A 17,028-nucleotide genomic window follows, 5' to 3' on the forward strand; every position below is an offset into this window, starting at 1 on the left:
AAATCCAGTGAGATTTACTGGGCTTAAACTCAGCAAACCCAAGACAGTAGCGGCTGGGTTTCCGGCAGTTGTGTCCAGTATGCGGCATATCCTGCAGGAAATGAATGCCTTCCGCGGCATGCAGGCTTTGCTAAAACTTAATCAGAAAGATGGATTTGACTGTCCGGGTTGTGCCTGGCCTGATCCGGATGATGAGCGTTCATCTATTGCGGAATATTGTGAGAACGGCGCAAAAGCCGTTGCAGAAGAGGCCACCACCAAAAAACTGACACCAGATTTTTTTGCACAACATAGCATTGCGGAACTGGCATTACTCACCGATTATGAAATAGGCAAAAAAGGACGGGTAGCACAACCCATGTTCCTGGCTGCTGGCGCCACGCACTATACCCCAGTGTCCTGGGAAGCCGCTTATGAAAAAATTGCCGGTCATCTCCGTAAATTAAAATCGCCCAATGAAGCAGTATTTTATACTTCCGGCAGAACCAGTAATGAAGCTGCTTTTTTATACCAGCTCCTGGTGCGGGAATATGGTACCAACAACCTGCCGGATTGCTCCAATATGTGTCACGAATCCAGTGGTGTAGCCCTTGGTGAAGCATTGGGGATCGGCAAAGGCTCTGTTACCCTGGAAGATATGTATGAAGCAGAAGTCATCATTATCCTCGGACAAAATCCCGGTACCAATCATCCCCGGATGCTTAGTGCTTTGCAGAGAGCCAAGGCCAACGGCGCTACTATCATCGCTGTAAACCCGCTACCGGAAACGGGGCTGCTTAATTTCCTGAACCCGCAAACGGTGAAAGGCGTACTTAATATACAAACAAAGCTCACCGATATTTTTCTACAGGTAAAGATCAATGGCGACATGGCATTGCTGAAAGCCATTGCCCTGTTGCTTTTACAGGAAGAAGAAAAAAATCCCGGAACAGTATTCGATCAGGATTTCATCGCCACCCATACCCTGGACTATGCTGCTTACATCCAACATCTCCGGCAGCATCAGCTCCCTCAACTGGCCGCTGATGCCGGTGTGCCGCTGGAAATGATCCAGGAGGCAGCCAATGCCCTCCTCCATAAAAAGAAGATCATTGCCTGCTGGGCTATGGGACTTACACAACATAAAAATGCCGTGGATACCATCCGCGAAGTGGTGAACCTCCTGCTGCTGAAAGGCAGTATCGGTAAGCCCGGCGCCGGTACCTGTCCTGTTCGTGGACACAGTAATGTGCAAGGTGACAGAACGATGGGGATCTATGAACAACCGTCGGCATCGTTGTTAAATAAACTACAGGAAGTATACGGTTTTACTCCACCACAGGAACATGGTTATGATGTGGTGAAGGCGATCCTTGCTATGTACCGTGGCGATGCCAAAGTGTTTATGGCAATGGGCGGCAACTTCCTCTCCGCTACGCCGGATACGGAATACACCGCGCAGGCGCTGCGCAACTGCGACCTTACCGTACACGTATCTACGAAATTAAACAGGAGCCATATTGTACACGGAAAGGAAGCACTGATCCTCCCCTGCTTTGGCCGCAGCGATAAAGATGTGCAACAGGGAGAAGTACAATTTGTAACCTGTGAAAACTCTATGGGGGTTGTTCAGATGTCAAAAGGCAACCTGCATCCGGTGTCCGATCAACTGAAGAGTGAACCCGTGATCATCTGTGAACTGGCCCTTGTGTTGCTCGGCAGTGGCTCCCGCACGCCATGGGAACAATACGCGCAGCACTATGATCATATCCGCAACGATATTGAAAAGGTGATACCCGGCTTTGACGCTTACAACAAACGTGTCCGTCATCCGGGTGGTTTCTATCTGCCCAACTGTACCCGCGAAGGACAGTTTGATACCAACAGCGGAAAAGCGCATTTCCATGTAGCGGATGTCCTCACAACGCCATTGCAGCCAGATGAATACATGATGATGACGGTGCGCAGTCACGACCAGTTTAATACCACCATTTACGGATTGGATGACCGCTACAGGGGCGTATATAATGAGCGCCGCGTGATCTTCATGCACCCCGGAGACATTACGGCTGCCGGCTTCCAGCCCGGTGACCTGGTAGACCTGTATAACTATTACGGACAAACGGAGCGCGTGGCACGTGGCTTTATTATCGTAGCTTTCCCCATACCGGAAAAATGTACCGCCACCTATTTTCCTGAAACCAATGTGCTGGTACCTGTAAATAGCGTGGCCGATAAAAGCAATACCCCTACATCAAAACTGGTGATCATCAAAATAAAATCATCCACCGTAAAAAAATAGTGCATGGAGCCAATCATATGGCAGGCCCTGAAGTGGCCGGCGACCGAATATTTCACGTTACAGGATAAAGATCATCACAAACTGGCAACTGGTAATATCAACGGCTACCTGCGCGAACAGCCCTTTTGCATCCGCTATGAGATTGAGATCACACCCGAGTGGAAAGTATCCTCCTTTTTAATTCAGCTGGAAGGGCCGCAGCCCGCCGCATTGAAGCTCACTTCTGATCTGAACGGCCACTGGTTTGATAAGGAAGGCAACCATGTAGATGCCTTTGATGACTGTATAGACATCGACATCTCCCTCACTCCCTTCACCAACACTTTACCCATACGCAGGTTACAATTTGAAACCGGAGAGCGAAAAGCACTGGATATGCTGTATATCCAGCTACCTGAATTTGAATTGCAGAAAGTACAACAACACTATACGCTGTTGCCAAGCGGCTTGTATCTCTATGAAAATACAAGTACAGGCTTCCAGGCGGAACTACCGATGGATAAACATGGTATTATGAAAGACTATCCGGAGATCTTTAGCAGGATATGCTAAATTTAAAAACCCATATACTATTTTCGATTTTTGAATTTTTTGATTTCGGGTAAAAAAATCAAAAAATTCGAAAATGGTACGTTTTATCTGAAGCTCAAAAAGCTAGGCGCTCTCAGTGCAGAAATATCAAACCTGAAATCCACGATGGTAGTAATTTCCAGCATCAACTTTTTCATGGGCGCCGGTGCATTGGGGTAATAGTAGCCGGAAACCTTGATCGTATTCAATGCAAGGTTTTCATTGCGTATCCTGAAACCACCGCCCAAACCGAGGTATAGCGGGTTTTGCAAAAGATCATCACTTTTGGCAGTGATCATAGAGGCTTGCAGGGAAGTAAAGAAATTGAATTTGAAACCCAGTACTTTCAAGGGGCTGTAATACACTGTTTCTGATCCCATATTTAACCGCTGATACCCATTGAGCTTTGTATCACGGAATCCCCAGATCCCATATTCCATGTTGATGTTTAGTGGTTTATAGAAAAAGCTGTTGGGATTATTGAGATAGTCGATATTTAAAAACTGGCGGAAGCGCGCCTTCTTAAAAGTAATGAGCCTGCTGTAGTATTCGAGGCGGGCATGCATAACGGCATCTTCTACTGCTCTCCGGAGCCAGAACGTACTAACGCCAACGGTTGTATTAAAAAGCCCCTGGTTCCGGGTAGTCCAGAACTTCTGCACTTCCATGCCGGAGTACAATCTTCGCCGGTCTTTCCAGCTTTCCCAGCCGGTAGTGGCGCTGATATTGTATCCCAGCGGAATATCCTCTGTTCTGCCGAAGCCGAAAAAGTAATGCGCCTTGAAATAATCCAGCCGGTAGGCCTGTAATTCCAGCAGGTAATAGCGGTGGGCATTGTATACCGGGTCTTCTTTGAACCGGAGCTGTTCCGGCGTTCGCTGAAACGACAGGTTGTAGTGTCTGGCCAGTACCGCAAAATTGGGCTTGCGGCCAATGGTGCCATCATGTTTGTAGTTATTGATAAAGTTATAACCTATCCATCCGTCTACCACTAAATAGCGGTAGTCGCGGTAAAGGCTATCCTCTTCCTGCGGCTCCGCGCCGCGGATATTAATAGACCAGCTGTTGGCGATGGAGAGGCCGCCTACGAGCTTGGCGGCATTTCTGTACAACGGACGGTTGAAGTTGATAAAGACGGTTCCTTCGTATACATTGGTATCAAGGGGAGCGTAGTTGTTGAGCGTTGTGTATCCCATGCTCACGTCTACGAAAGAGCCCAGCAGATTGTATTTTGTATACCGTACTTCTGTATTCCAGGTAGGCGTATAATCTGTACGCCACTGAAAGCCCACCTGTAGGCCCTGTCCTGCTCCCAGCAGATCGTTATTGGATACCCGGGCTTTAATATCTGTGGCACTGAATTGCGAAAGATCGGCGCCATATTCAAACACATCTTTCGTCACCACTTCCACATCTATGGAATCGGAGGCCGGATCTGCATTCATCACGTATAAACGCGCATCCTGCAAGAAGGGACGGTTACGCAGGTAACGTTCATTATCCGCCATTTCAAAGGGGTCCAGGCGCTGGTTCTCCCGGAAAAACAGGGATTGCCGGATCACCCATTGCCTCGAATCGAAGTGCATCCGGTTAGCCAGATGAATGAGTTTCATGCTGGTGGTAAAAGTAGTATCGTTGATATTACTGGGTCCAAATACCTTTACTTTTCTATAGTAGATATTCCTGATCACTTTCCCCACAAAGGGAGTAAAATATGCCTCACTTTTAATGATTACGCTATCATTGTCATTGGTTGGCTCCTTTACATCCTGCCGGGTAATACGTTTTATAAAAGAATCCCGGTAGTCCCTGTTCCGCAAAGAATCCCGGTAATCGTTGACTCTTTTCATAAACCGGCTACCTTTTTTGGGAATAGTATCCGCTACAGGATCATGCTGTTCCCCTGCTGTATGGGCAAACACACTAAGCGACCGGCAAATCAGCCAGCAAACAACAGTTATAGTAGTTAATATTTTCAAATCTCTCCTCAAGGTTATCCGCTGATAACAATTATATTGAAAAAAAACGGGATTGCCTCAATTCCGGTTATTGTGTATGGGTCAGGAATGATAATTGCGTTCCTTTTGGCGGGATTCTGAAAAAATTGTAACTTCTCTATCATTCATCTTAAAACCTCACACTATGTTACGTTGGGCACTGATATTCTTTATAGTAGCCATTATTGCGGCGGTATTCGGTTTCGGTGGAATCGCGGCAGGTGCGGCGTCTATTGCAAAAATTCTGTTCTTTATCTTCCTGGTATTGTTTGCCATTTCCTTACTGGCAGGGATACTGAAAAAATAGACCAGGATTAAACGGAGAATAAGGATTTACAGGATGGGTACTGGAGATGTGAGCGAAGATATTCGCATTATTCTCCTGCACCCATCCTGTAAATCCTTATTCTCCGTTTAATCCTGGTCCTGGTTTTTGACGATGCTTGTTTCCCAACCATCGTACTCCGCATTTAATTGCTGGGCGAGTTCCCATAGGCTCATGACTACACTGTCTATGAGGGACTCTGTGGCTTTGTCAGCCCGGGAGATACATAATTTATAGGGAAACTCCGGGTTGTCCGCTGCCACATCGTGGGCGATAGTGAAGCCGTTTTCTTTGATGTGTTCCCAATAAGTTGTTTTATCTTCTTCCGTACGGAAATGTATCCAGTGTTCAATCGGGCGTTCTCTTTCCGGGAGATCGCCATGTTGACGAAGCATGCGTAATACCTTCCTGTTTTGTATCCGTTGAAATTCGTATACATCAGGAAAAAGGTAATCGAAATACAATTCCCAGTTATTATCTTCTTTCACACCGTAATCATACCGGTAATCCGGAAAATTGATCATGGCATCAGCAATGAATTTATCGTGCAGTAATGTAGTGCCTGTATAAAAATAAAAATCACGTACACCGTTTGAAAAAGTACGACCTACGAAATGCGCGTTCAGCCTTGACTGTAGCTGTTCTACGAGGCTGTCCTCTATTTCGCCCATAGTGGCAAACTCATCGTTTTGCGGAAACCCGTCTTCCCGTGGATGATTCAGGTATACTGTGATATATATGGCATTCGGCTTTTCCTTTAATGGTGCGAATCGTCTCAGATCAAGGTCAAGGCCTATTACTGCTGGACTTTCTTCAATGTGACACGTGTAAATATCCCAGTCCGGTCGGTAATCCTTATGCATATAAAAAAATTAAAATAACGCAACAGCTGGCTGTAAAGATACGTAGCTATACGTTATCATTGAAATCATAAACTTATTATCCACGTTTTTTTATCCCCAAAATTTAACGTATGATTTTCTTGTCAACACTGCAAGGCGAGCCGTTACACAACGTGATTAACACTAATTAACAGTTGGGGTATTAAAACAACAGTCTTTTCTAAAACAGCCATCAGCAACAATCCTGTTCAATTCTGTAGATGAAACATGGTACTATCAAGGGTTACATCACACCTTTCATCCCAAAAAACTGTTATTCCTCATGCATTAAAAGTAATTTTGCAGTGCTATAAATTGTTGGACGCTAGTAAATGAAATTATGAGAAAAATTGTATTGTTATTGACTGGATGGATGCTATTATTTCACCTCGCCGCAATGGCACAACAGCAGGGAGGAAAAGGCGCTGCTGCCAATACGGGTACCATTTACGGAAAATTACTGGATGCACAAACAGGGAAACCTGTAGAATACGCTTCTGTGGCACTGTTACGTGCTGATTCATCCGTTCTGACCGGGATGTTATCCAAGCCAAACGGAGACTTTAATTTCGAAAGTGTTGCACATGGTAAATATCTCCTTAAAATAAATTTTATCGGATATGAAACTTTTTATAAACCAGCTCCGTTAACAGGCAAAACAAGCTCATTGGATGTTGGTAATATCAAGCTCAAAGCAAATGTAAAATCACTGGCAACCGTAGATGTGGTAGGTGAAAAACCAGCCTTTACTATGGCTATTGATAAACGTGTGTTTAACGTAGATAAAAACCTGGCCAGCCTCGGCGGAACTGCCACCGATGTACTGAAACAGGTACCTTCCGTAAACGTGGACATTGATGGAAACGTTACGGTACGCAATGGCGCACCTACCATCTTTATTGATGGCCGCCCCTCTACCCTCACCCTCGATCAGATCCCGGCAGATGCTATTGCCACCATCGAAGTGGTTACCAACCCATCTGCTAAATATGATGCGGAAGGGATGAGCGGGATCCTCAATATTGTACTGAAGAAGAACAAGCGGGCAGGTATTCACGGGCTAATCAGCGCCGGTGTTACTACCCAGGGAAGTACCAATGCCGGTGTGAATTTCAACCTGCGCCAGGAAAAGTTCAACTTCTTCATCAATTATGATATCCGTAACCGTATTTCTCCGATGAACAACCGCCTGTTCCGGAAAAACATCGGGGCAGACACCACCACTTACCTCGAACAATTACAAAGTGGCGACTTTTACCGCAAGTTCCAGACAGGACGCGCGGGCTTTGACCTGTTCCTCGACAACCGTAACACCCTCACCATTTCGCAATCAATTACCGGTGGGAACTTTAACAGGTACAACGATCAGACACTGAACGAAATGGATGTCAACCAGGAGAAAGTACGCTACGGTACCGGTATCGACAATACGAGAAACGGTTTCAGGAATTACAGCACCCAGGTTGGATACAAACATACTTTCGCCAAAGAAGGCCATGAACTAACTGCCGACCTTACCTATAGCCGTGCTACGGGAGATAACAGTTCCGAGTATTCACTGAACTACTTCGACCTGAAGGGCAACGCTATTGATGCGCCCAAAACGCCGGAAAAACGCTATGGCACTGGTGAAGGGAAAACGAACTATCTCACTGGCCAGATAGATTATGTAAACCCGCTCACCGAAAAATCTAAAATAGAAATGGGACTGCGCAGCAATACCCGCAAGTTTGATAACTATACCAATACTTTCGGACAAGACTACGCCAGCGGTGAATATAAACTGGATACGGCGCTCTCCAACAACTACCATTACCAGGAGCAGATCAACGCAGGATATGTAAGCTATACCGGCGCTAAAGACAACTTCGGCTACCAGGTTGGGTTGAGAGCAGAACAATCTTACTATAGCGGAGAAACAAAACTGGGACAAAAAGATTCGTATAAGATCAATTATCCCATCAGTCTTTTCCCCAGTATATTTTTATCACAGAAATTAAAGGGAGATCATGAGCTGCAATTGAACTACAGCCGTCGTATCCGTCGCCCGTGGTTCAGAGACCTGCTGCCTACTATCGAGTACAGCGGACAGAGTGCCAACCGTGGTAACCCGGACCTGAAGCCGGAATTCACCAATTCCTTTGAGCTGTCTTACCTGAAGGATTTTGCACAGAAACATAATGTACTGGTATCCCTGTACTATCGTAATACCAATAATGCCATTACTGATTTTTATGTAGATACCACCCTTAACCTGAACGGACAAACGCAGCGGGTGTTACTCTCATACCCTATCAATGCTGACACCCGTAATTCCTACGGTGCCGAATTCACCGTAAGAAGTCAGCTGACCAAAATATGGGACGTGACTACCAACGTGAACATGGCGCAAACAAAGATCAAGGCGAGCAGTAAGGGCGATAACCTCTCTAACCAGGGCTTTGTATGGTTCGGTAAACTGAACAGTAACACCAGGCTCCCCTGGGACCTGACCTTACAGGTATCGGGTCAGTACGAATCCAAACAGATATTGCCACAGGGAGAAAGAGAGCCTAAATGGGCAGTAGATGCAGGCATTAAAAAAGACCTGCTGAAAAAGACATTATCTATTTCTCTCGGCATCAATGATATTTTCAATACAGACCGTAACCTCAGTTATACGACGACCGATTTTTCCGAACAGGAAAATTACCGCAAACGCCTCACCCGCGAAGTGCGCCTCAACGCTGTATGGCGCTTCGGTAAACTGGACTCCAACCTCTTCAAACGCAAGAGCAACAAATCCGGTAATGATAGCGGTGGAGAAATGGGAGGAGGAGATAATTATTAATAACCAATAAAAAATAAAAGTAAAAACCCGTTTGGTATGATACCAGACGGGTTTTTACTTTTAATGTAGCCTACATCATTTTAATAATAAATTCGCATAAATTCGTAACGGCTAATTATCTCTTCATGGATTCTATCTATCATACTATCACACTTCGTTTCCTGGCAGAACCTTCAGATATTAATTTCGGGGGCAAAGTACATGGAGGTTCCGTTATGAAATGGATTGACTCTGCCGGTTACACCTGTGCGGCCAACTGGAGCGGACAATATGCGGTTACAGTATATGTGGGCGGGATCCGCTTCTTCAAGCCCATTTCCATTGGCGACCTGGTAGAGATCAATGCCTCTATCATTTATACCGGAAATACCAGCATGCACATCTCTATTGATGTATGGGCAGGCAATCCCCGGCAACAACAAAAACAAAAGACCACTCACTGCGTCATGGTTTTTGCCGCCGTAGATGATAACGGGAAAACGGTACCGGTACCCAAATGGACGCCCCAAACGGCCAATGAAATCAGCATGGAAAGCTATGCCCGGAAGCTGATGGATTTAAGAAAAGATATTGACGAAGAGATGAAACCATATATGTGACGGCAACTAGACTGTGAACTGCATTTCACTTAATGTTTTGTACAATCCACCATCCATGCCAATCAGTTCTGCGTGGGTGCCTTCCTCTACGATGCTGCCTTTGTCCAGCACGATGATTTTATCTGCTTGTCTTACCGTGGCAAGACGATGCGCAATGACGATAGACGTACGTCCTTCCATCAACTTGTCCAATGCGTCCTGTACCAGTTTCTCCGACTCGGAATCAAGTGCGGAAGTGGCTTCATCGAGGATGAGTATCCTGGGGTTTTTAAGCGCCGCGCGGGCTATGGCAATACGCTGGCGTTGCCCACCTGATAACTGGATGCCACGTTCTCCCACCACGGTGTCAAGTTTCAGCGGAAACCGCTGTATAAATTCCCAGGCATTGGCTTGTCTTGCGGCAGCTTCCATTTCGGCGTCAGTGGCGTCTGGTTTGCCATAGGCAATGTTTTCGCGGATAGTACCCCCAAAGAGGAAGACATCCTGCGGCACAACAGCCATCTGTGCCCGCAACTCCGACAAAGGAATGGTGTTCCCTGGTTTGCCATCGAAAGAAATGCTGCCACTTACCGGATCATAGAGTCTTAGCAGCAACGACACAATAGTGCTCTTTCCGGCGCCGCTGGGACCTACCAGGGCTACCTTCTGATCTGCATACACATCAAAGGATACGTCATTCATAATGGTCAGATCCGGCCGGGATGGATAATGAAAAGAGATGTCGCGGAAGCTGATTTGTCCACCCAGCTGATTTTCCGGCTGGATGATCTTTACCGGCGTAATATCTTCTTCAGGTTCATCCAGGATTTCCAGCAGGTGTTCTGTAGCGCCGATACTTTTCTGCAGGTTGGTATATACTTCTGCTAAGCCGGCAATGGAGCCGCCTATAAATACGGAGTAAAGTACAAATGATAACAATTCCGGTGTGCTGAGTCCCATCGCTACGCCTCTCCAGATCACCGCTACCAGGGCGCCAAAAATACCCAGGATAATAAAGGAAGAAAATGCACCGCGGTACTTACCCCCTTTCATGCCTATCCTCGCCGCTTCGTTGGTGCGTTGACGGTAGCGTGCTATCTCAAAATATTCGTTGGCAAAAGCCTTTACATTCATGATACCCTGTAATGTTTCTTCCACAACTGTATTGGCTGCGGCCACCTGTTCCTGTACCTGTTTGGAAAAGCGGCGGATAAATTTTCCGAAAACTACAGCCGCTACCATCATGATGGGTAGAATGGCCAGCATAAAGGCTGTGAGCTTCCAGGAAGTGATCAGCAAAATCACAATTCCCCCTACAATGATGATCATCTGTCGGATAAATTCTGCCAGTGTGGTCGTAAATGTTTCCTGCAACAGGGAGATATCGGAAGAGATACGGCTACTCAGTTCTCCTACCCTTCTTTCCAGGAAAAATTTCATGGGCAGTTTGATCAGGTGGCTGTAAATCGTCTGACGCAGCATGGCCAGCGTCTTCTCGGTTACATTTACAAACAGGATGATACGGAAAAAAGAAAAGATGGATTGTGCTACCAGTACAGCCAGTAACAAGAGTCCTGCTTTATTCATGCCATGAAGCAGGTCGGTGCTGCTTTTCGGGTCTACTAGCTGACCTAACAGCTTGGGGAATGCGAGACCTGCCAGACTGGAAACAAGCAGGAAAAACAGGCCCAGTGCAAACTGTGGCCAGTATGGTTTCACATAATGAAACAGGCGGAATGTTTTCTTGAGGGACGCCATTTTTAGGCGTTGCTTAGGCGTATCTGTACCGGTATCTCTTTGCATCAGGATAAAGTCTTTGTTACAGGGAGACGATGAAGTAACAAAGATATTGTATAAAAAACTGCCTTACTACGGATTAGTTGTTGCTAACCTTAGTAAGGCAGTTATCCTGCTTGTTTGCACCGATGGCCATCGGGTAACAGTGTATTACTGCGGCCTGCGGTTTCCATCTTTTGTAGAGTCACCGGCGCCGGTACCAAAGCGGGCAGAATCTTCGCCCGGATTAATGGCACCCGGAGGAGCCTGTGCTCCCGGAACGGTGTCTGGCATTAGCGCAGCCGTATCCGGCATTGTTGACTCGGAGTTTATACCGGTCGAATCTGCATTCTGATTGGCTCCATTGCCACACGACATGAGCATGAGCGTTGAAACCCCTGCTGCCAGAAGGATGTTTGATACTTTCATACGGAACATTTAAAAGGTGAAGTAAATAGGTCAGATATGGTTAACAGTCTTCCCCTTTAAAATGCTGCTATAAATGAGCAGTATCAGGTTTGGTAACCATTGTATCCACCGGGATAACACTGGTGCTATCCACTTTGGGCATTGTTACGGCGGCAGAATCGGCTTCCTTTGCGCTCTCCCTGCTACTGTTACATGCCAGGAGAAAGATACTGAGGACACCGGTTATGCAGATAACCATGCAGGATTTATATAATAAAGGTTTCATAAGCCCACAAAATTTAATGTTAGTGTTAGATAGATTCCGTCATACGACAGCTATTTTAGGTGAAGGAAAGAATTGTGCCAACCCTTACATTTGTGAGGAGATATTTTAAAAGAGGTAACACTTATAGTGATCATATAGAAAGATCCGGTATTGATACAGGTTTTGATGAACAACTATATGGGGAAATCGTAGCAAAAGGGAACAATTAGATGACTTTTTGCTACACAATTTCAGGTACAAAATTATTTTAGTATGCCTTCTTATGCAGACCTGCCTTTACACTACGGTCATGTTCCACCATGGCTGGCAAAGCGGATGAGCCTTTTAGGCGGCGCTATTGTAGAGGCGATAGTGACAGATTATGGTAAAGGTGAAGTTGTAAGACGGCTCAGTGATCCCTGCTGGTTTCAGGCCCTGGGGTGTGTATTGGGGATGGACTGGCATTCATCAGGGATCACCACCAGCGTGATGGGCGCGCTGAAAAAGGCCCTCAATCCTCGTTCGGGGGAACTGGGTATTTACATCTGTGGAGGGAAAGGTCGCCACAGTCGTCAAACCCCGGCGGAGCTGATGGCCATTGCTGAAAGAACTGGTCTGCCTGGTGAGCAACTCGTGCGCAGCAGCAAGCTAACAGCCAAAGTAGATAATACCGCCATCCAGGATGGCTTTCAACTATACCTGCACTCTTTTATTCTGTCAGATGAAGGAGAATGGGCCGTGGTGCAACAGGGCATGAATGACGCCAGTAGTATGGCAAGACGGTACCACTGGCATTCTTCAGCCTTTCAGTCTTTTACAGAAGCACCACATACTTTTATTTACGGTCACAACCAAGGGCTTATTCTTAATCTCACAGATCTGCATGCCGACCAGACCAAAGCCGGTATAATGCAGGTACTGAAAGAAAAGCCGGCTCATCTGCTTCCAGAAATACGCCACCTCCTGATGCCATCGCACCATGATGTGCGCGCGGAAAATGTGAACCTGAAGCGACTGGGGAGCGTGCTCGCACTGGCGCATGATACCAACCCCGCTAATTTTGAAGCCCTGCTCATGCTGGAAGGCGTAGGCCCGAGAACGTTACAGTCACTGACACTTGTGAGTGAAGTGATTCACGGCACCCCCTCCCGTTTTGAGGACCCGGCCCGCTTTTCGTTTGCCCATGGAGGTAAGGACGGGCATCCATTCCCGGTTCCCATCAAGGTGTATGATGAAACCATTCATACACTCAGGGAAGCACTGGACAAAGCTAGGATAGGACAGTCCGACAAACAGGACGCTATAAAAAAGCTCTCCCGGCTCGCCATGCAAATAGAAAAAGATTTTGAACCGAATGCCAATTTCGACAAGGTAATAGAACAGGAACGCCGCAACTCCTGGCAATATGGGGGCAGAACCGTTTTCGGGAAAGCCACTAAACCAAAAGGCGGTGAGCAGCTTGAATTATTCTGATAAACTACGGAGACCATGATAAATTATAATGAACTCAGCGTACCGGAAGCAACCATCCTTCAAAAGGAAATGCGGGATAAAGTGATCATCCAGCCCTACAATGGTCCTGTTAATTATATAGCTGGTGCTGATATTTCATTCAATAAATTCAGTACAACGGTATACGCCGGTATTGTGCTGCTTCGTTTTCCGGAACTCACACCGGTTGGTTATAGCCTGGTAAAGAAAGAGGTGACTTTTCCCTATGTACCCGGCTTCCTGGCTTTCCGGGAAGTGCCCGCACTGCTGGATGCCTGGGAGCAATTGCCGCAGAAACCGGATGTGTTGGTGGTAGATGGTCATGGTATTGCGCATCCTCGTCGCATGGGTATTGCATCGCATTTTGGCGTGCTGACCAACCACCCTACTATTGGCAGTGCCAAGAAAAAACTTTTTGGCGCTTATGAAGAACCGGGTCCTAACCGTGGCGACTATACGCCACTGACAGATAAGCAAGGTATGGTGATGGGTAGTGTGCTGCGCAGCAAGCAAAAGGTGAAACCTATCTTTGTATCGCCCGGCCACCTGATGGATGTTGCAGGCAGTTTGCAGCTCATTCTGCAATGTGTGCAACGCTATCGTTTACCGGAACCTACACGCCTGGCGCATAATGCCGTGAACCAGTTCCGGCTGGGTACTTTGCCGGAAGGTTATTCGGAAGCCAGTTAAAATTGCACCCAGGCCAGGCAAGCTTTTCTTTCCGTCCCCTTTCTGCTGATCATAACGGTGGCATATACACGATTTTGCGCCTGGTAATCAGCGGCGCCCATCATACAATAATATCCTTTTGTTACTTCGGGTGTGCCAAACAGGAATAGTCTTTCCATTTTACCATTATAAAAACGATAGCAAACAAAATTCGCGTCAGCCGTGTATTTCAGCGGCTTGCGCGCTTTCTCCTGTCCGCCTGTTTCCAGGTATTGCAGATAGTCATTGAACACTATAAACGCAGCATTGGGAGAAGCGATATAATCGTAAGATAAATAAGTATTGGTGTTGATGGCGGCGATTTTATTCCGGAAAATCCATTCACTTTTTTCGCGGCGTTGCTGATAGAAAGGTTCACATATACCGGTGATGGCCTGGTACTTGGAAACAGCCAGCGTGGTGTTTTCCCGGCCGGAGGAATCCAATTGTGCAATGCCGATGTCGCCCAGGTTGGTGTGCAGTTTATTGATTTGTGTATTCCCCTGTTTAAAGCGGGTGAGGTTTTCCATGAGCAGGGTGCTGTTGCCATCTTCGTTTAGGAGTAACCGTTGAGGAGCGCCTTTATAATCATCTTTATAGCCCAGGTTCACCTGCGCATTCTTGGAAAGTTCGGGGAACGAGAGCTGTACCTGTTTCCGCAGTTTGCCGGAGCCCGCAAGCAGGGTGTTCATAAAGATACCGCTGTTACCATCCGTCTTTCGGCCCGGTATGTACAGGAGCATGCGCACCTCCTGTGTAGCCGGGACTGGCTGCACATATCCGCTTACATCACCAGCGTTAGCGGTATAGTCCAGCACCTGGTGGGCAAAGGTAGCCGAGTCCGGCGATAGCATAGAGAAGATCACTTTTGACAAGGGCGCTGTTCCTTTCTTTTTTGCATTAAAACCTACCGTGGCCAGGTATACCTTTTCCCGGCCCTGTACGGCCATATTGATATAACTGAAATAGCTATACGCAGTGTCGGGCAAATAGTACCAACCCTTATTGATCAGTTCATGTTCCGGTGAAAAATGCAACACCTGTATGCGTTCCCGGATGCTGTCGTTGCGCTGGATTTCGGCGCCCGAAAAAAAGGCCACGGCATAATAATCACTATGTGGATCTTTCTCCACAAAACAATCGTGCGATGCCAGGTTCTCCTGTACATACACGCTCCGGTGTTGAATCGTAGGCAGTTCTCCCAGTTTATCTTCCCGTAATAATTTCCCTGTTTGCGGGTCCAGTACCAGCCGGAAGAATACCGGTGTATATTTTACAATCTGTTGCAGAAAGACAACCGGTTGCCCGTTTATTTCATAGATACCATCTATTTCTGTAGACTCCAGATCAGCCGCATTCCACTGTGTTCCTCCTACAATGCTATCCATTGCTACCAGCTCCCGCTGCGGGTTGTAAACGCTTATGCGGATGCCCTCCTTCTTTGAAAAATGCAGGTAGACGGTATTACCGTTTTTCAGTTGCATTAATTTATCCCATCCATCGCCAGGTTCCTCAAACGACGGCCCCAATGTAACAATGGGTACCTGTGCTGATAACGTTATGATCCCTGCGCACAACAGCAATAGTAAAAAGGCTGGTCTGAAGTAGTTCATTTTTACATAAATTAATAATTTCAAATATATGTAAAAAATAACTATGATTGAGATGATTTTAGGGAAGCCGCTCCAGACCCGGACCTCCTTCCCTATCCATCCTGAAAATCAACAGCATACTGCTCCTAATGACCTTCATGTTCTCCGCTGTTCTTCATCTTCGCCAACAGGTCATAAGCGCCTGTTATCACAACTGTTTTATCGGGTATGTCATCCCGGAAGATCACTTCCGTATAGCCTTGCTCGTTATTTCCCAGTTGTACTTCCCGCATGGTAAAATGATGGAGGCTATCTGTACCGGCGTCCTTTACAAATACATAGGATTTGTTTTCAAAATTAATGACAGCTGTTTCCGGCAGGGCTTTTACCTGCGCTTTGCCGGTTTCAATCATCGCCTGCAGGTAGGCGCCGGGGAGTAACTGTGCATCCTCTTTATCCAGGTGGCAATGCACCCTGACAGTGCGCTCCGCGCTGATTTCACGGCCTATAAGATGCACGGTGGCAGTACGTTCTGTAGATTCATTCGCCAGGGTAAACCTGACGGGCTGTCCTATTTTTAATTTTGGAACATCCTTTTCAAACACGGTCAGCTCCGCATGTAAATGCTCCGTATTTACAATTCTGAAAAGGATGTCTGCCGGATTGACGAACTGTCCCAGGTTGACATTCACCTGTGTCACATATCCGCTGATAGGCGCATAGATATTGACAGATCGTTGCATGTTACCTTTTTCAAGGGAAGGGATATTGATATTCAGTAAAGACAATTTCTCGCGGAGTCCTTTCTCTTTCGCTTGTAAGGATTGAAAAGAAGCCTTAGCCAGTTGCACCGTTTTTAAGGCATTTACATTTTCACGCGATAATTCCTGCTGCCGCTCATACTCCACGGTGGCATATTCCAGCTGACTTTTTATATCGAGATAATCCTGTTGCAGTTGGATATAGTCGAGGTTCTCCATAACCGCAATTACCTGTCCCTGTTTTACAGCCATGCCCTGGAGCAAAGTCGTGTTTTTGATGAAGCCGCCCATTGGTACAGATACGCTCACCAGCTGTTGTGGTGGTACATCCAGGAAGCCATTCACTTTTATGGCGCCACTGATCTGCCGTGGCTCCGGTACGCCATAAGTGATTCCCGCCATTTTGAATTGTGCAGGGGTAAGCTCCACGGTATTCGTCGCTTCTTCCCCATGGTCATGGGCTTCCTCTTTACCAGGTACTGATTGGCTGCCACAGGACACAAAGGCCACCGAAAAACAGAGCAGTATAACGGAAAGGGATATATGTTTATTGATGAATTGCATG

At 46.7% G+C, this 17,028-nt stretch carries 14 protein-coding genes; 7 read left to right on the forward strand and 7 right to left on the reverse strand.

From position 1 onward, the window contains the following. Window positions 1-7: 7 nt before the first annotated feature. Together ABQ275_RS09895 and ABQ275_RS09900 are read left to right on the forward strand one after the other, a co-directional pair. Window positions 8-2,281: an FdhF/YdeP family oxidoreductase gene (locus ABQ275_RS09895; protein WP_349318131.1), complete on the forward strand. Its 2,274-nt coding sequence runs from the start codon at window positions 8-10 to the stop codon at window positions 2,279-2,281. A gap of 3 nt (window positions 2,282-2,284) precedes the next feature. Then, window positions 2,285-2,833 carry a putative glycolipid-binding domain-containing protein gene (locus ABQ275_RS09900; protein WP_349318132.1) on the forward strand — a complete coding sequence of 183 codons (549 nt, stop codon included), beginning with the start codon at window positions 2,285-2,287 and terminating at the stop codon, window positions 2,831-2,833. Window positions 2,834-2,916: 83 nt separating this feature from the next. Here the strand turns inward: ABQ275_RS09900 and ABQ275_RS09905 are convergent, their stop codons facing one another. After that, a complete protein-coding gene (locus tag ABQ275_RS09905; RefSeq protein ID WP_349318133.1) occupies window positions 2,917-4,830 on the reverse strand; it encodes a hypothetical protein in 1,914 nt (637 codons plus the stop codon). A 163-nt stretch (window positions 4,831-4,993) separates the two neighbouring features. On the opposite strand from ABQ275_RS09905, the gene ABQ275_RS09910 reads away from it, so the two are divergent. Next, window positions 4,994-5,155: a DUF1328 domain-containing protein gene (locus ABQ275_RS09910; RefSeq protein WP_349318134.1), complete on the forward strand. Its 162-nt coding sequence runs from the start codon at window positions 4,994-4,996 to the stop codon at window positions 5,153-5,155. A 107-nt stretch (window positions 5,156-5,262) separates the two neighbouring features. On the opposite strand, the gene ABQ275_RS09915 is transcribed toward ABQ275_RS09910, so the two are convergent. Further along, on the reverse strand, window positions 5,263-6,036 hold the full coding sequence (locus ABQ275_RS09915; protein WP_349318135.1) for a DUF695 domain-containing protein: 774 nt from the start codon (window positions 6,034-6,036) through the stop codon (window positions 5,263-5,265). 358 nt (window positions 6,037-6,394) lie between these two features. Between ABQ275_RS09915 and ABQ275_RS09920 the strand changes: the two genes are divergently transcribed. Both ABQ275_RS09920 and ABQ275_RS09925 read left to right on the forward strand, forming a co-directional pair. Beyond that, window positions 6,395-8,884 (forward strand): TonB-dependent receptor domain-containing protein, encoded by a 2,490-nt coding sequence (locus tag ABQ275_RS09920; RefSeq protein ID WP_349318136.1) that lies wholly within the window; start codon window positions 6,395-6,397, stop codon window positions 8,882-8,884. 125 nt (window positions 8,885-9,009) lie between these two features. Continuing rightward, window positions 9,010-9,483, forward strand: a complete 474-nt coding sequence (locus tag ABQ275_RS09925) for an acyl-CoA thioesterase (RefSeq protein WP_349318137.1) — start codon at window positions 9,010-9,012, stop codon at window positions 9,481-9,483. Window positions 9,484-9,489: 6 nt separating this feature from the next. Here the strand turns inward: ABQ275_RS09925 and ABQ275_RS09930 are convergent, their stop codons facing one another. The 3 genes from ABQ275_RS09930 to ABQ275_RS09940 all read right to left on the reverse strand — a co-directional run bounded on the left by ABQ275_RS09930 (window position 9,490) and on the right by ABQ275_RS09940 (window position 11,932). Continuing rightward, complete coding sequence (locus ABQ275_RS09930; RefSeq protein ID WP_349318138.1) at window positions 9,490-11,265, reverse strand: ABC transporter transmembrane domain-containing protein; 1,776 nt, start codon at window positions 11,263-11,265, stop codon at window positions 9,490-9,492. 144 nt (window positions 11,266-11,409) lie between these two features. Further along, entirely contained in the window at window positions 11,410-11,667 is a 258-nt protein-coding gene (locus ABQ275_RS09935) for a hypothetical protein (protein WP_349318139.1), read from the reverse strand. 67 nt (window positions 11,668-11,734) lie between these two features. After that, a complete protein-coding gene (locus ABQ275_RS09940; protein ID WP_349318140.1) occupies window positions 11,735-11,932 on the reverse strand; it encodes a hypothetical protein in 198 nt (65 codons plus the stop codon). Between the two features lie 252 nt (window positions 11,933-12,184). Between ABQ275_RS09940 and ABQ275_RS09945 the strand changes: the two genes are divergently transcribed. Together ABQ275_RS09945 and nfi are read left to right on the forward strand one after the other, a co-directional pair. Then, window positions 12,185-13,384: a DUF763 domain-containing protein gene (locus ABQ275_RS09945; RefSeq protein ID WP_349318141.1), complete on the forward strand. Its 1,200-nt coding sequence runs from the start codon at window positions 12,185-12,187 to the stop codon at window positions 13,382-13,384. 15 nt (window positions 13,385-13,399) lie between these two features. After that, on the forward strand, window positions 13,400-14,092 hold the full coding sequence (gene nfi / locus ABQ275_RS09950; protein ID WP_349318142.1) for a deoxyribonuclease V: 693 nt from the start codon (window positions 13,400-13,402) through the stop codon (window positions 14,090-14,092). Here the strand turns inward: nfi and ABQ275_RS09955 are convergent. Both ABQ275_RS09955 and ABQ275_RS09960 read right to left on the reverse strand, forming a co-directional pair. After that, window positions 14,089-15,723 carry a hypothetical protein gene (locus ABQ275_RS09955; RefSeq protein WP_349318143.1) on the reverse strand — a complete coding sequence of 545 codons (1,635 nt, stop codon included), beginning with the start codon at window positions 15,721-15,723 and terminating at the stop codon, window positions 14,089-14,091. The genes nfi and ABQ275_RS09955 overlap by 4 nt on opposite strands. A 125-nt stretch (window positions 15,724-15,848) precedes the next feature. Next, on the reverse strand, window positions 15,849-17,027 hold the full coding sequence (locus ABQ275_RS09960; protein WP_349318144.1) for an efflux RND transporter periplasmic adaptor subunit: 1,179 nt from the start codon (window positions 17,025-17,027) through the stop codon (window positions 15,849-15,851). Window position 17,028: the final 1 nt, after the last annotated feature.

The organism is Chitinophaga sp. MM2321, from assembly GCF_964033635.1.
Lineage (GTDB): Bacteria > Bacteroidota > Bacteroidia > Chitinophagales > Chitinophagaceae > Chitinophaga.

What these genes read in the sequence shown, in the direction of transcription:
- ABQ275_RS09960 (WP_349318144.1), bottom strand. Translation starts at nt 17,027, where the DNA reads ATGCAATTCATCAATAAACATATATCCCTTTCCGTTATACTGCTCTGT.
- ABQ275_RS09925 (WP_349318137.1), top strand. Translation starts at nt 9,010, where the DNA reads ATGGATTCTATCTATCATACTATCACACTTCGTTTCCTGGCAGAACCT.
- ABQ275_RS09945 (WP_349318141.1), top strand. Translation starts at nt 12,185, where the DNA reads ATGCCTTCTTATGCAGACCTGCCTTTACACTACGGTCATGTTCCACCA.
- ABQ275_RS09940 (WP_349318140.1), bottom strand. Translation starts at nt 11,932, where the DNA reads ATGAAACCTTTATTATATAAATCCTGCATGGTTATCTGCATAACCGGT.
- ABQ275_RS09910 (WP_349318134.1), top strand. Translation starts at nt 4,994, where the DNA reads ATGTTACGTTGGGCACTGATATTCTTTATAGTAGCCATTATTGCGGCG.
- nfi (WP_349318142.1), top strand. Translation starts at nt 13,400, where the DNA reads ATGATAAATTATAATGAACTCAGCGTACCGGAAGCAACCATCCTTCAA.
- ABQ275_RS09915 (WP_349318135.1), bottom strand. Translation starts at nt 6,036, where the DNA reads ATGCATAAGGATTACCGACCGGACTGGGATATTTACACGTGTCACATT.
- ABQ275_RS09930 (WP_349318138.1), bottom strand. Translation starts at nt 11,265, where the DNA reads ATGCAAAGAGATACCGGTACAGATACGCCTAAGCAACGCCTAAAAATG.
- ABQ275_RS09920 (WP_349318136.1), top strand. Translation starts at nt 6,395, where the DNA reads ATGAGAAAAATTGTATTGTTATTGACTGGATGGATGCTATTATTTCAC.
- ABQ275_RS09900 (WP_349318132.1), top strand. Translation starts at nt 2,285, where the DNA reads ATGGAGCCAATCATATGGCAGGCCCTGAAGTGGCCGGCGACCGAATAT.
- ABQ275_RS09935 (WP_349318139.1), bottom strand. Translation starts at nt 11,667, where the DNA reads ATGAAAGTATCAAACATCCTTCTGGCAGCAGGGGTTTCAACGCTCATG.
- ABQ275_RS09955 (WP_349318143.1), bottom strand. Translation starts at nt 15,723, where the DNA reads ATGAACTACTTCAGACCAGCCTTTTTACTATTGCTGTTGTGCGCAGGG.